Raw genomic sequence first — 13842 nt, 5'->3', positions numbered from 1 at the left:
CACACACAAATTTTAAACATTCTGTTTTGATATCCAAAGAAAATATATTGGCCATTGCCAAAAAAACCATATTATCTGAAAGTGAAGCTATTGTAAAACTAATTGACTACCTCGATGATAACTTCTCAAAAGCTGTAGAAATTATCTTTCAATCAAAAGGGCGATTAGTAGTTACTGGGATTGGAAAAAGCGCAATTATTGGTCAAAAAATGGTAGCTACTTTCAATTCGACAGGGACACCTTCTATGTTCCTTCATGCTGCCGAAGCCATTCATGGCGACTTAGGGATGATCCAAAAAGGCGATGTTATTATTTGCATTTCTAAAAGCGGAAATAGTCCTGAAATTAAAGCTCTTATTCCTTTATTAAAAAGAGATGGAAATCTACTAATAGGAATTAGCGGAAACAGTAGTTCTTTTTTAGCCAAAGGTTCCGATTATGTTTTGAACACTACTGTAGACGCTGAAGCTTGTCCTATCAATTTAGCTCCTACAAATAGTACAACTGCCCAATTAGTAATGGGAGACGCACTGGCAATTTGCCTAATGGAAATGCGTGATTTTAAAGCAGAAGATTTTGCCAAATACCATCCTGGAGGTGCTTTAGGCAAAAAACTTTTACTCAAGGTGAAAGACATGATTGAACACAGTCAAAAACCAATAGTAAGTCCAGATACTCCTGTTAAGAAAGTTATTTTTGAAATATCTGAAAAAAGACTGGGTGTAACGGCAGTAATAGAAAATAATGAAGTGGTAGGAATTATTACCGATGGAGATATTCGTAGAATGTTAAATGACAGGGATACTTTTACCGATTTAACTGCCAAAGACATTATGACCAAAAACCCTAAATCTACCTCATCGAGCACCATGGCAATTGACGCGTTACAAATTTTAGAAAATCACTCTATCACGCAACTTATCGTTATTGATAATGGTCAATACAAAGGGGTTTTACATTTACATGACATACTAAAAGAAGGAATTCTATAATGGCAAAAAAAAACATAAACGAAATGTCGTTTCTAGATCATCTTGAGGATTTGAGATGGTTATTGGTTCGGAGTACAATTGCTGTAGTTATAATGGCTATTGCAACTTATTTTATTAGTGATTATTTATTTGACACCATAATTTTTGGCCCTACCCGACCTACTTTTTTTACCTATGTCTATTTTTGTGAACTATCGCATACTCTAGGTTTTGCAGACAGTATCTGTGTTACCGAAATGCCTTTTATTATCCAAAATACACAAATGGAAGGACAGGTAAATGTGTTTATCTGGATTTGTATGCTGTTTGGATTTATACTCAGTTTTCCTTATATTTTATGGGAAGTATGGAAATTCATCAGTCCAGCCTTATATAAAAATGAAAAAAAGAATGCTAAAGTATTTATCTTTTCTTCTTCCTTATTATTCTTTTTAGGAGTTATTTTCGGTTACTTCGTAGTTATTCCTATGTCGGTGAATTTTGTCGCCACTTTTACGGTCAGTGATACTGTACTCAATCAATTTACCTTAGATTCCTATATTGGAATGGTAAAAACCTCAGTAATTGCGAGTGGATTGTTTTTCGAATTGCCAATAATCATTTATTTCTTAACCAAATTAGGATTGGTAACCCCTGACTTTTTAAGAAAATACCGCAAGTACGCCATTGTAATTGTGTTAATTGTTGCAGCAATTGTAACTCCTCCTGACGTGGTGAGCCAAACTATTGTTGCCATTCCGATGCTTTTAATTTATGAAGCTAGTATCTTTCTTTCTGTTTTAGTGATGAAAAAAGAAAAAACACTGGAACTAAAAAAATAATAAATTGTTAATATGGCTATTTGTTTGTTTGCTTATTCGTTTATTTGTCGGACAATCTAATGAACAGATATTCAAGCAAACCAACTGAAGATGATTTTAAGAGCTGATAATTTAGTAAAAACGTATAAAGGAAGAAGTGTAGTAAAAGGCATTTCGGTAGAAGTAAATCAAGGAGAAATCGTTGGGCTATTAGGTCCAAATGGGGCTGGAAAAACAACTTCTTTTTATATGATTGTGGGACTTGTGAAACCAAATGCTGGAAATATCTACCTTGATGATATAGATATTACTCATTTCCCAATGTACAAAAGAGCACAGCAAGGCATTGGTTATCTGGCTCAGGAAGCTTCTGTTTTTAGAAAATTAAGTATCGAAGATAATATTTTGAGCGTTTTGCAACTAACAACGCTTTCAAAAGAAGCCCAAATTGCAAAAATGGAAAGCTTGATTGCCGAATTTAGCTTGGAACACATTCGAACCAACCGTGGCGATTTACTCTCTGGAGGAGAACGCCGTCGTACCGAAATTGCACGTTGTTTGGCTACAGATCCAAAATTTATCTTACTTGATGAACCTTTTGCCGGAGTAGATCCAGTGGCTGTTGAAGATATTCAAAGAATTGTAGCCCAATTAAAAAATAAAAACATCGGAATTTTAATTACGGATCACAACGTTCAGGAAACATTAGCAATTACCGACAAAACCTACCTAATGTTTGAAGGTGGAATTCTAAAAGCTGGAAAACCCGAAGAACTTGTAGAAGACGAAATGGTACGTAGAGTATATTTAGGACAAAATTTCGAATTAAGAAAAAAGAAACTGGAGTTTTAGGAAAGTGTTCAGTGATCAGTTCTTGAGTGATCAATTTATTGTGTTGACTGAATACTAAAAACTGAACACTGAACACTCCTATTCTTTAGTAATAAATTGCAATTGCTGCAAATCGCCATTAAAAATATTGACATCAACATTGCCTTTAATTCCTGAAACAGTGGCTTTTTCAGTAAATTGCCAAAAGAGCCAATCTTCATCCAGTTTTTCCCGATAAAAATTATAATTGGCAATCCAAAATAAATAATCGGAGAATTCTTCTTTCAGGAAATCATCATAATAACGTTCTCCCGTGTAAATTATCGGTTTTACTTGATAATGTTCCTCTACTTTGGTTAACCAACGTCTGAGTCCAATTTTTAATCGCGCTACAGATTGATTTTCGGGCAATTTCTCAATATCAAGCACTGGTGGCAAATCGCCTTGTTGTAAACGAACTGTTTTTATAAAAAGCTCCGCTTGCTCTATCGAATTTTCATTCGGGCGATAATAATGATAGGCTCCTCGAATGATATTTTTTTCTTTGGCCTGGAGCCAATTTTCTTCAAATCGTTTGTCTAATCGATCGTTTCCTACTGTAGCACGAATAAAAACAAACGACAAGCTATAATTGTTATCCAAAGTTTCTACATCATCCCAATCAATTTCTCCTTGATATTCAGAAACATCAATCCCGATGGCTTTATCATCATTTTTTTCTAAAACCTGATAATTACGCACAACAGAAAGTCTTTTATCTCTTGCTTCTTTGTCTAAAACCTTATCGGTTTTAAAACTAAAATAATAAGCCAAACCCTCTTTATAATGATAAACAATTCCCAGAAAAAGGGATACCAAAAAAACAACAGCCACAATTCGAATTGTCTTTTTCATGACAACCGAAGAAGACTTCTTCTTTGGTTTTCTGGACGTTGTAGTGCGGCGTCGATTATTTTGCTTTGCCATCTAAAGAAAACCTATTATTCAAAACGGATAATAACACATAACCAATAATAACCATTGGAACTCCCGCATAGTGAAAAAACACCAATAACAAAACCGAAAGCGTTAAGAAAATAATTTGCAGTGAATTATCTTTAAAAGTGAATTTCTTGATTTTTAATGAAAAAAGAGGAATCTCGGCATTTAAAATATAAGCACTAAAAGCCGTAATAAGCAACAAAACCCACTGACTAGTTAACAATTCTAAAATAAAGAAAGAGTCCGAATAGCTTATTACCAATGGCAAACTCAATATAAACAAAGAATTAGCTGGTGTTGGCAAACCAATAAACGACTCGGTTTGACGTGTATCAATATTAAAAAATGCCAAACGGTAACAAGAACCTAGCGTAATAATGAAACCTAAAAAGGGAATGTATGGACTGTTTGAAATATCTTGCTGACCATTCAATAACAAAAAATACATTACATAACCCGGGACTACGCCACTAGTAACCATATCGGCCAAGGAATCCAATTGTAAACCTAACTCGCCTGTAACTTTAAATAAACGAGCAAAAAAACCATCAAAAAAGTCAAAGAAAATACCTAAAAACACAAAGAAAAAAGCCATTTCAAAATTTTGCTCGCTTACAAAAACCATGGCAATACAACCGCAAAAAAGATTGAGTAACGTAATGCTGTTTGGGATGTGTTTTTTAATATTCATTTTCGATTTGCTTTTAAGAATAGCTACAAATTTAATACAATCCCGTTTGTAATTTCAAATTAGTTCTTTTTTCTTCCACATCAATTTTCAACAGATTGTTTTATTGACTATTTATTTAAAACAAGAAAGAAATAAGCTCGCTAAAAAATGATACTTTTGAAAAAAATTAGCAAAGACACTTATTATGGCACCTATTTTCCTTTCTAAAAAAACGGTATTTCTGTTATTCTTTCTTAGTGTTTTCAGTACTTTTTGGTCGCAGAACATTCAATTATCTAAAGATGCTACGGTAAGCGTAATTACCTGTGGCGTTGGAAACGAATCGTATTCGCTTTTTGGACATACTGCTATTCGAATTAAAGACAACGCTAATTTTGTAGATGCCGTTTACAATTATGGTGCTTTTGATTTTAATACTCCTAATTTTGTTCCAAAATTTGCCAAAGGAGACTTAGAATATTTTGCCGTAGTGCATTCTTATACTGATTTCATCAACCAATATACGTATGAAAATCGTTCTGTTGATGAACAAAAACTGAATATTCCTCTTGGATTAAAACAACAACTTTTCGAAAATCTAAATACTTCATTAGCTTCAGGCGACAGTCATTATACCTATAAATTTATTGACAAAAACTGTACTTCGATGGTAGTAGACATCATCAACAAAACATTAGGAACTAAGGTGATTACTAAAAAAACGGATACTGAACTGACTTACAGAAGTATTTTATTTCCTTATTTCGACAATCATTTTTATGAAAAATTAGGCACCAGTATTATTTTTGGAACTAAAGTAGATGCTAAAGGGACAAAGCTATTTTTACCCTTAGAATTGCAGAAAAGTTTAGCCGTTACACAATATAAAAATCAAGCTTTAGCTCCAGAAAACGTTAACTTGCTTCATTACAAACCATCCATTACTAGCTCATGGTGGAACAATATGTATTCGTATTTGATTATTCTAGCTTTACTGGCAATTTGGAATAAAAAAGAAATCCATTATTTTTATTTTTTATTGATGGGAATTCTTGGTGTATTCTTTCTTTTTATGGGATTTTATTCCAATCATTTGGAATTAGCCAACAATTACAATGTGCTTTTATTCAATCCTACATTGTTAGTACTTTGCTTCTTTTATGGGATTAAAAATAGCTCCTGGATTTATAAACTATCTGTTTTTAATCTTTTTAGCCTTTTAATATATGTGGTGGTATTAATCAATAAAGCACACTTATTTATTGTATTGCCTTTAGTAGTAACGTCTGCCTATTTCTTGATACAATTAATGTTAAAAAACAAGAAAGCGATACCAATAATTATTTAGAACTTTATTGCCCTCTATAAAACAAAATAGTCATTATGGTTTTTAAGGTAATACTAAAATCAAGGTAAAAACTTCTGTGTTTGATATAATATAAGTCGTATTGTAGTTTTATTAAACTCTCTTCGATAGATTCTCCGTAGCTATAATTAACCTGTGCCCAACCTGTAAGCCCTGGCTTTATAATATGTCTTGTTTCGTAAAAAGGCATTCTTTCGGCAATTTCTTTTACAAAAAAAGGTCTTTCCGGTCGAGGTCCAATTACTGCCATTTCGCCTTTCAAAATATTCATAAATTGCGGGAATTCGTCCAATCTTGTTTTTCTCATGAATTTTCCAAAAGCGGTAACTCTATTGTCCTTAGCCTTAGCAAAAACGGCGTTTTCCAGTTCGGCATTTTCGATCATGGTACGGAATTTCAAAATCTTAAATACTACACCATCTTTACCCACACGTTCCTGAGTATAGAATAAACTTCCCTTATTAGCAATGCTATTTCCTAAAAAAATAATTGGAATTAATAGTAGTGTAAACAACAAACCAATTATCGAAAGCAAAACCTCTAAGATTCTTACAATAAATAAATACAAACGATTTTGATTGCTTCGACTAAAGGGAAAAAAACGATAAAAATCACGTGCCACATATTGCACTGGGATACGCTGCGTTTTGGCTTCATATACCTGTGAATATTCCCTAATTACCTTTCCTGATTCTAGTAATTTCAATAATTGTTGGTACAATTCGGAAGTAATACTTTTAGTTTTTTGAGAGGCTACAACAATTTCTGTAATGTGTTTTTCCTTAACGTAATTCACTAAATCCACAGAAGACACACGCTCTATGTTAGAATAGAATAAATTCTGAACTATTTCCTGTTTAGAATCATTCACATAAGCTATAATTTTATAATGAGGATCTATATTAGCTAAGCCCGAAATAAGTTCCCCTAATTGTTCCTCCTCACAAACTAATAAAGCATTTTGATGAAAACGGTTGGATGCCAGAAAACGCACATAAAACACTCTCCATAAAACCAATGAAAAGAAAACTACAACTAAAAAAGTAAAAATTTGAAGCCGATTTGGAGGTAATTGTGGTGCATAAATGGGCGTCAAGAAATATGCTAAAACCGTTGTTATTACAGTAAGAATACAACTTCTTGTCACTAAAAATTCATTACTTGAAATTTGAAGATTGTAAAGTTCAAAAATAGTTCCAATCACTTTTAGATAAAACAACAGCACTATTAAATAAGTGAAATTAGATACCGAAGATTTCAAATACTCCAAATCAAAAAAAGTTCCTACAGTATATAAAGACGTAACAACACAAAAAACATCTATAAGATGCAAAATCATTTTCCTTTCGGAAATCTCAAAATGAATTTTGTTTTTAGGCATTCAATTTTTTGTTAGCAAGATACTTTTTATCTGTAAAAAAGTCAATTAAAAAACGCTTTAAGAGATAATTTGGCACAAGATTACAAACTATTTATAAATACTAAACATATTCTTACAAGAACAAAAAACACAGTTTAAATACCATTTTAAACACAAAAAATAAGATTTTCAACTACTTATTTACTCTTTCAACAGGATTGATTCTTACGTTTAATAAGGTCAAAGCATAGACAAAAGCGGGTGCTGCAATTCGCATAGCAGCGTGATTGATGGTCAATAGCCAAAATACATAAAAAGAGAAAAAATAAATGTTTTGATAGCTATTCAAAAAAACAATAACGGGTGTAAGAAACAAAATGAATAAAATAAAAATTCCAAACATACCGTGTTCCGCTAACAATCTCGTGATTTCATTGTGTGATGCTACTTCCTGTCCTATTTGCTGTTCTCTAAAAACTTTTCCTAAACCTATTCCCACGCCCATAATAGGATTCTTTTTAAAAAGTTCTAATTCAGTCCCCATTACTAATTCGCGCCCACCCAATCGATCTTCTTTCACTCGTCCTTTAGCATCCTGATTAGCATATCGTTTGGTAATTAAACCACTGGTTTGTGCCACACTGTAACTCCAAATACCAAAGGCCAAGGCTCCACTAATGACAACTATCCACTTTAATTTTCTTTTCCCAGAAGAATTACTAAATAAATAAGTGGCTAATAGTAGAAAAACAATCATCACAACCCCTGTAATTACTCCTCCTCTGGAAAAGGTAACAATAGCTCGATAGCTGGTTAAAACAAAGAGGAAACCGTTTATGGCCATCATCATTTTTGATTTTGATATGAAAACCAATTGACAAAAAAAGACAAACATTCCTAATCCTAAAACGGTAGATACCTGATTAGGACCAAAGCCTCCTGAGGTAGCAAAATTAGATTGGGTTCCCGTTATTACGTCTTTTACACTTGGATTGTATAAAATCAAATAAACTAAAATAGTAATTATTGGTAAACCAAAAAAGACTAGAATGTTTTGCAACTGGCTCAAAGTAACTTGCCTTTTATAACAATACAAGGCACACAACCCCAAACATACGGGGCCCGAAATATTAAAAACAACGGCTTTCTTGATTTCTAGGCTCATATCCTGATTACTCATCGTAATTAGCACAGCGGGGAGTAAGAATAAAAAATACACCCAATATACTATACTACTTTTCGAAAAACCACTGAACACAAACCCTATCAACATCAACATCGAAACTACAGTTTTGACATACTCGTTGTTCAAATTGCCTCCAGTCATTCTCAAAAAAACCTCAAATCCTACAAGATAAGCCGAGACATACAAGACTTCGTTATTCTTATTTTTCTTGTTGATAATATAAGCAACACCAAAAACAACAATTAATAAGGCGTAAATTTTAGACAAAAAAGGAATATAAAAAACTGTAAGCGCTACACCAACATGAATTAGCGCTAAGTTGATATAATTGATTTCAGATTTATTCATTTATAATTGTTGTTCGTATCCAATGAATGTATTTTTCTATAATTGAAGTCGCCAAAAAATGAGTAACCACCTTTTGATGCAATTTTTTTGCAAAATTTTCCTGTAGCAATTTATTATCAATTAATTCGACTAATCGATTGTAAAATACATCTCTATTATTTGACGGCACTAAAAAACCATTCTCATTATTCTCAATAACAGAACTTACCTGACCTACATCCGTTAATACTACTGCTATTTTATGTAAGCCGTATTCTAATAACGATACAGGTAAACCCTCTGAATTAGAAGTCAAAATTCCAATTTCGACTTGTGACAGAACCCCAGAAACATCCGAACAAGAATCATATAAAAAAACATGATTTTCTAATTGTTGTTTTTTAAGTTTCCTTTTTAATTCTTGCGAATAACTGTCCTGAAAATCTTTGCCTAGCAAATGAAAACTCCAATCTGGATGGGATTCTTTTAGTTTTGATGCTACGTCTAGCAATAAAAAATGACTCTTTTGCACTCTTAAATTTGCTAAACATACAATTCGTTTCCCCATCTTCCCTTTTAGATATGTATGCGGGATTACTTCATTTTCAACTGTTGCAAAATTAGACAAATAAATTCCATTTTTATGATGTAAAATTGCTAATGACCAAGTTCTCAGCTTTTCATTAACAGCAATTATTCCGCTGAAAAAAAAACTTACTATTTGCAATAAATATTTTGGTCTTTTTTCTAAAAAATTACTATTTCCGTAATGATCGTGCCAAATTATTTTAACACTCGGTAAAGTCACTTTGACTAAAACCGCTAAAAAGAAAGAGGAACTGTGTGCCTGAATAATTTGTACTTGGTTGATAACAAGGTGTTTTCGGAGTTTCAAAACGGCTTTAATATCCAACCTAGTCTTCTTATCTAAAAATAAATAGTTGACTTTCTCACCTATTTGTTTTTTTAAAGCTCCCTCTTTACGCGTAGCCACTAATCCTGAAAATTCAATTTCGTCCACAAGCGCATTGGCATAATTTACTGCCATTCGCTCCGCTCCACCTGCATCTAAAGAATCTATGATTTGGACAATTCTCATACTTGTACTAATTTTTGAATTTCAGTTTCAAAACATTCTACAGTATAATTTCTCGACCAATTCAGTGCTGCAGTACTTTTCAATTCAAAATCCGCTGAATTATTAATTAACTTATGGATTCTAGTGGCGTCTTTTTCTAAATCCATTTGTAACAAAATTCCTCGATTGCCTTGGTCTAACATATCAGGTAAGCAGGAAACGGCAGTTACTAATGGAACACAACCCCAAAACATGCCCTCGGCAATGGCTTTTGGCCAGCCTTCACTTTTAGAAGGCAAAACTACAAAATGGCTGTCTTGATAGGCTTTTTTTAATACTTGCTGATTTTGATTCCCGTGCAAAATTACAAATGCTTCCAAATGATTAGTTTCTATATACTTTTCTAAAGAGGCTCTCAATATCCCCTCTCCAAAGATATCTAAAACGACATTTTCATTTGTTAGCCGTAATTGTTCGAATAGTTGAATAGCATACATTGGATTTTTTCCCTCCACCAAATTCCCCACAAAAATTAGTTTTATTGTTATGCTTGCGTTTATCGTCTTTTGCATGGGAACTTTTTCTGCTTCTGAATAAGTCGCTGTGAAAAATGGTTTTATGTTTTTGGATTGGTTTTCCCAACTGCCATATACCAAAACCTGCATGTTCCGAGTCAAAAAAGTATTACTCAAAATCCATTTTTGTAACCGATAAGTCCAAGGCTGCTTCGCTTTTGGATCCCAATTCCCTGCGTACTTAGCTGTTTTGGGTTTAAAGGGAAAAAATATTTGTGCAACACAAGCCAGTAAACCCATGTTCCCTGGACAACGCAGATGAATGTGATCGGCTTGTTGCATGGCTACAACTATTTGCAAAAGAATTTTAGGTACTTTAAAAATGGACGAACCGGTGTGTTTAAAAGTAGTTAAATTAAAGGGAGAAACTCTTCTAAAATTAATGGTTTTGTGTTCATAAAAATCATCAATTGCTGTTGGTTTTTTATTTTCTAATGGTGCAACTACAATTAACTCATCGAGCTGTTTTATCCAAATGTTCATTTCCCGAACATAAGGAGCATAGCCATAGTATTGGTTTTGCTCAACTGTGTGAGGCACATGAGTAACAATTAAAAATTTCATCCACTTAGTTTATTTACTAGTCTTTTTCTAGCCTAGCAAATATAGTTATAAAATGGTTATGAGTTTTGGCTTATCTCAGGGCAAACGCAGCAGTTCCAAAAATAAAAAAAGTAGCCACAAATTACACGAAATAACACTAATTTGGATGTTATAATATTCCACAAATCTGGCAAAGGCAGATAAAAATTTGTGTAATTTATTTTAGAATCAACTCGTTGGGTGAAATTGTTTTTGGATATTAAATTTTCGTCAGTTCGAGTGAATTTTCAGAAAACGCGACAGCTTTTTCGAAAAATTTGTATCGAGAACAAGAAAATATTGAATGAAAAACGGTTCTCGATACATCTTTCGCTTCATTTCATTAAGCAAAAAACACTACCATTGACGTTTTTGATAATTTCACCCAACGGGTTTAGAATCAATACTATTTGTGCTAATTCGTGTACTTCGTGGCAAAAATATAACTCGTGCGTTTGTCCTGTGGCTTATCTGTAATGAAACATACTTTCAAAAACACCCTAAGATTTACTAAGTTTCTCTTATTAGAGCCCACGGATTTTACTGATGTAACGGATTTTTTACTTCGGTTTATTAAAAATCAAACTCCACCAACCTATAAAACGACCTATGGATTCGGTGAAAGCTGCTTTTTTATTTGTAGTTGTAAAGGTATTTGAAAATTTAATAATTGTTAACAGTATCGTTATCAAATGCCATTTTAATTTGTCTTTCAAATCAGGTTTTGGGTTTTTAACTCTCCAAACATACCAACCATTACGCACAACCATTTTCCCGTATTGGTACTGATTGGGTCTGCCAGAATCGGCATGATGATGACTCAATTTTGCTGCAGTATTCAGATACAATTGTCCCACTTTGGAAACTCTCAAACAAAAATCGGCATCTTCATACAAGCCGTAGCCTTCAAAATAAGTTGAAAATTGAATGGAATCAAATACTTCTTTTCTAAAAGAAGAAACACCTCCCATAATCATTTCTACTTTATACACCTTCCCAGTTGGAGGTAAAAAGCCCACACTGCGACCGTGAGAAAACAACGAAGCATACCCCGGAGGGCAATCACTATCTAATCCTGATTTTTTCCTTAGTACAAAACGGCTTCCGTCTTTGCGCTTCCAGCCATCAAAATAAAATTCACTTAATTTTGGTTCAAAATGATCTCCAACATACTTCCATTGGGTTTCATTCACAATGTAGCCCCCAACTCCCAATGCTTGTGGATAAATGCTATAGGTTTTGAGCAATTTTTCAAAATAATCTATTTCTAAAACCGTATCATCGTCTAGGAAACATACTACTTCTGAAGTCATATCAACTTTTGAAATCCCAAAATTTCTTTGCCTCGTCAGTCCGCGATTCGTATTATCAACCAAAAAGTATTTTAGATTTTGGAACTGATTTTGAGTTAAAACTTTTGCTGTTTCATTATTAGTAGAACCATCAATTATTAGAATCTCATCAGGATATAGCGATTGTTTTTGAACCGATTGCAATAATTTAAGCAAAGGTTCAGGGCGCATGTAAGTGCAGATGATTAGGGTAAATTTCATGATTGCTTTTTTAATTGATTAGCCCAATACAGACTCTGATTCCATTGTTTCTTATAAGAAATCAAATACTTCAATGGATTTTTAATTGTTTGCTTGCTGTAAAATTTAAAGAACAAAGTCGTTTTATAGGCAGAACGTTGTTCTTGCGTTTGATGTAGCAACCGATACAACATTACAGTAGGTGAAGGTTTGGGTTGAATTGTCTCTTTTTGCCATTGCAGAACGGGTTTGGTCCTAAAACCTCCCATTGGCGCTTTGAGATGTAAAATTTGAGGCTCGGGTATATATAAAACATCAATGCCTTGATTTCGTAATTGCATTCCAAAATCACTGTCTTCGCCATAACCAAATTCATACCCCCTATTAAATGAGCATTTTTCAATAGCCTTTCGCGCAACAAAACTACAACCAGAACCAAAACTCCCCCATTGAAAAATTGTTTTGAATCTTGGTTTCTCCCCTTTTTGAATACAACATATAGAAACTGCTTCAGCTCCCATTCTATTTATTGTTTCTAATATTTTAAAATTAAAATCTTTTTCAATTCTAATATCATCATCTGCTAAAAACACCCATTCACTTGTTACTTCGTCTATTGCCAAATTTCTAGCATTACAGGCTCCTGCCTGATGTGTAAAGATTGCTTTGATTTCGAAAGGCCAAGACTCCGTTGTTAGATAATCCAATTCAGATGCACTTTCTAGAATCGGATTTTGTTCGACGATAATTACTTTTTTAGGCAAATGAGTTTGAATGCGTAAATCACACAACACATCATATAAATACTGTTTACGACCTATAGTAGGAATAATGACATCTATAGTAGCCTTATCAACAACTTGCTTCGAAGACTGAACTGATCTTAAATTGAAGGGAAAAGCAGTCGTTTTTCTTCTTTTAAAAAATAACGCATAAAAGTAAGGTAAAATCATCCATTGACTTTCATATAATGCCAAATTCAACCCCAATAAAAACACCCATCGGGTTTTATAATGTTGTTTGACAAACTTGAAAAGAGTAAAACTATTGGCTTTTGGAGAAATCCAATCCATTGATCCAGACAATAATCGAGGTTCCGAATAACAAAACAAACCCAATGGCATAGCCAATTTAGCAACGGAATTCAAATAATAATCAAAATCAACATCTAAGGGAATTTGATCTTTTAAAGCTATTACTACCGAAGCATGAATCACTCCTACCGCACTACTCATTTGCCAGGTAGGATAGCTAACTTTTTTATTGACTGAAACACAAAGCGATTCTTCGACATAGCCAATCTTTCTTCCCAGAAAAGAATGAACACCAGGGTTAAAAGAAAGCATTAATTGATTATGGTGAAAAAGAGAGATAATTGCTTCTAAATTCAAATTTGCTTTGCAATCCCAATGGCACCAAACTATTTTTTCATTCGGAAAACGCTGTGCTATATTATGCAAAAATTTTGCAAGACTTGACTGAGAATCAAAATCAATTTTTTGATTTCCTTCTTTTAGTACTTCTCTAATTTTAGCAAAGGAATGATAGATTACAATCACAAT

General features: G+C 33.3%; 12 protein-coding genes. 4 read left to right on the top strand and 8 right to left on the bottom strand.

The features are described from left to right. Positions 1-26 precede the first annotated feature (26 nt). The 3 genes from AAGV28_RS01355 (at position 27) to lptB (ending at position 2644) form a co-directional block, all read left to right on the top strand. Complete coding sequence (locus tag AAGV28_RS01355) at positions 27-992, top strand: KpsF/GutQ family sugar-phosphate isomerase (protein WP_373405033.1); 966 nt, start codon at positions 27-29, stop codon at positions 990-992. After that, positions 992-1813 (top strand): twin-arginine translocase subunit TatC, encoded by an 822-nt coding sequence (gene tatC, locus AAGV28_RS01350; RefSeq protein WP_373405032.1) that lies wholly within the window; start codon positions 992-994, stop codon positions 1811-1813. Before AAGV28_RS01355 ends, tatC begins: the two co-directional genes overlap by 1 nt. 90 nt (positions 1814-1903) lie before the next feature. Continuing rightward, positions 1904-2644, top strand: a complete 741-nt coding sequence (lptB, locus tag AAGV28_RS01345) for an LPS export ABC transporter ATP-binding protein (protein ID WP_373405031.1) — start codon at positions 1904-1906, stop codon at positions 2642-2644. Between the two features lie 78 nt (positions 2645-2722). On the opposite strand, the gene AAGV28_RS01340 is transcribed toward lptB, so the two are convergent. Both AAGV28_RS01340 and AAGV28_RS01335 read right to left on the bottom strand, forming a co-directional pair. Then, positions 2723-3589 carry a glycoside hydrolase family 25 protein gene (locus tag AAGV28_RS01340; RefSeq protein ID WP_373405030.1) on the bottom strand — a complete coding sequence of 289 codons (867 nt, stop codon included), beginning with the start codon at positions 3587-3589 and terminating at the stop codon, positions 2723-2725. Next, the gene (locus AAGV28_RS01335; RefSeq protein ID WP_373405029.1) at positions 3573-4295 is read right to left on the bottom strand and encodes a CDP-alcohol phosphatidyltransferase family protein; all 723 of its coding nucleotides are present in this window, start codon (positions 4293-4295) and stop codon (positions 3573-3575) included. Before AAGV28_RS01335 ends, AAGV28_RS01340 begins: the two co-directional genes overlap by 17 nt. 184 nt (positions 4296-4479) lie before the next feature. On the opposite strand from AAGV28_RS01335, the gene AAGV28_RS01330 reads away from it, so the two are divergent. Beyond that, entirely contained in the window at positions 4480-5622 is a 1143-nt protein-coding gene (locus AAGV28_RS01330) for a lipoprotein N-acyltransferase Lnb domain-containing protein (protein WP_373405028.1), read from the top strand. Positions 5623-5626: 4 nt separating this feature from the next. Here the strand turns inward: AAGV28_RS01330 and AAGV28_RS01325 are convergent, their stop codons facing one another. The 6 genes from AAGV28_RS01325 to AAGV28_RS01300 form a co-directional block, all read right to left on the bottom strand. Further along, positions 5627-7021, bottom strand: a complete 1395-nt coding sequence (locus AAGV28_RS01325; RefSeq protein ID WP_373405027.1) for an exopolysaccharide biosynthesis polyprenyl glycosylphosphotransferase — start codon at positions 7019-7021, stop codon at positions 5627-5629. A gap of 172 nt (positions 7022-7193) precedes the next feature. Next, positions 7194-8534, bottom strand: a complete 1341-nt coding sequence (locus tag AAGV28_RS01320) for an O-antigen ligase family protein (RefSeq protein WP_373405026.1) — start codon at positions 8532-8534, stop codon at positions 7194-7196. Continuing rightward, positions 8527-9612 carry a glycosyltransferase gene (locus AAGV28_RS01315; RefSeq protein ID WP_373405025.1) on the bottom strand — a complete coding sequence of 362 codons (1086 nt, stop codon included), beginning with the start codon at positions 9610-9612 and terminating at the stop codon, positions 8527-8529. Before AAGV28_RS01315 ends, AAGV28_RS01320 begins: the two co-directional genes overlap by 8 nt. Next, complete coding sequence (locus AAGV28_RS01310) at positions 9609-10730, bottom strand: glycosyltransferase (protein ID WP_373405024.1); 1122 nt, start codon at positions 10728-10730, stop codon at positions 9609-9611. The genes AAGV28_RS01315 and AAGV28_RS01310 overlap by 4 nt, the downstream gene beginning before the upstream one ends. 578 nt (positions 10731-11308) lie before the next feature. Next, entirely contained in the window at positions 11309-12301 is a 993-nt protein-coding gene (locus AAGV28_RS01305; RefSeq protein WP_373405023.1) for a glycosyltransferase family 2 protein, read from the bottom strand. Continuing rightward, on the bottom strand, positions 12298-13839 hold the full coding sequence (locus AAGV28_RS01300) for a glycosyltransferase family 2 protein (protein ID WP_373405022.1): 1542 nt from the start codon (positions 13837-13839) through the stop codon (positions 12298-12300). Before AAGV28_RS01300 ends, AAGV28_RS01305 begins: the two co-directional genes overlap by 4 nt. Positions 13840-13842 lie beyond the last annotated feature (3 nt).

The sequence above is a fragment of the Flavobacterium zubiriense genome (assembly GCF_041729725.1).
Taxonomy (GTDB): domain Bacteria; phylum Bacteroidota; class Bacteroidia; order Flavobacteriales; family Flavobacteriaceae; genus Flavobacterium; species Flavobacterium zubiriense.
The sequence above is the reverse complement of the archived record's forward strand: the minus strand, read 5'-3'. Positions and strand labels throughout refer to the sequence as shown.

Coding starts and splice junctions, on each gene's coding strand:
- AAGV28_RS01305 (WP_373405023.1), bottom strand. CDS start 12,301: ATGAAATTTACCCTAATCATCTGCACTTACATGCGCCCTGAACCTTTG.
- AAGV28_RS01310 (WP_373405024.1), bottom strand. CDS start 10,730: ATGAAATTTTTAATTGTTACTCATGTGCCTCACACAGTTGAGCAAAAC.
- AAGV28_RS01315 (WP_373405025.1), bottom strand. CDS start 9,612: ATGAGAATTGTCCAAATCATAGATTCTTTAGATGCAGGTGGAGCGGAG.
- AAGV28_RS01340 (WP_373405030.1), bottom strand. CDS start 3,589: ATGGCAAAGCAAAATAATCGACGCCGCACTACAACGTCCAGAAAACCA.
- tatC (WP_373405032.1), top strand. CDS start 992: ATGGCAAAAAAAAACATAAACGAAATGTCGTTTCTAGATCATCTTGAG.
- AAGV28_RS01325 (WP_373405027.1), bottom strand. CDS start 7,021: ATGCCTAAAAACAAAATTCATTTTGAGATTTCCGAAAGGAAAATGATT.
- AAGV28_RS01330 (WP_373405028.1), top strand. CDS start 4,480: ATGGCACCTATTTTCCTTTCTAAAAAAACGGTATTTCTGTTATTCTTT.
- lptB (WP_373405031.1), top strand. CDS start 1,904: ATGATTTTAAGAGCTGATAATTTAGTAAAAACGTATAAAGGAAGAAGT.
- AAGV28_RS01320 (WP_373405026.1), bottom strand. CDS start 8,534: ATGAATAAATCTGAAATCAATTATATCAACTTAGCGCTAATTCATGTT.
- AAGV28_RS01335 (WP_373405029.1), bottom strand. CDS start 4,295: ATGAATATTAAAAAACACATCCCAAACAGCATTACGTTACTCAATCTT.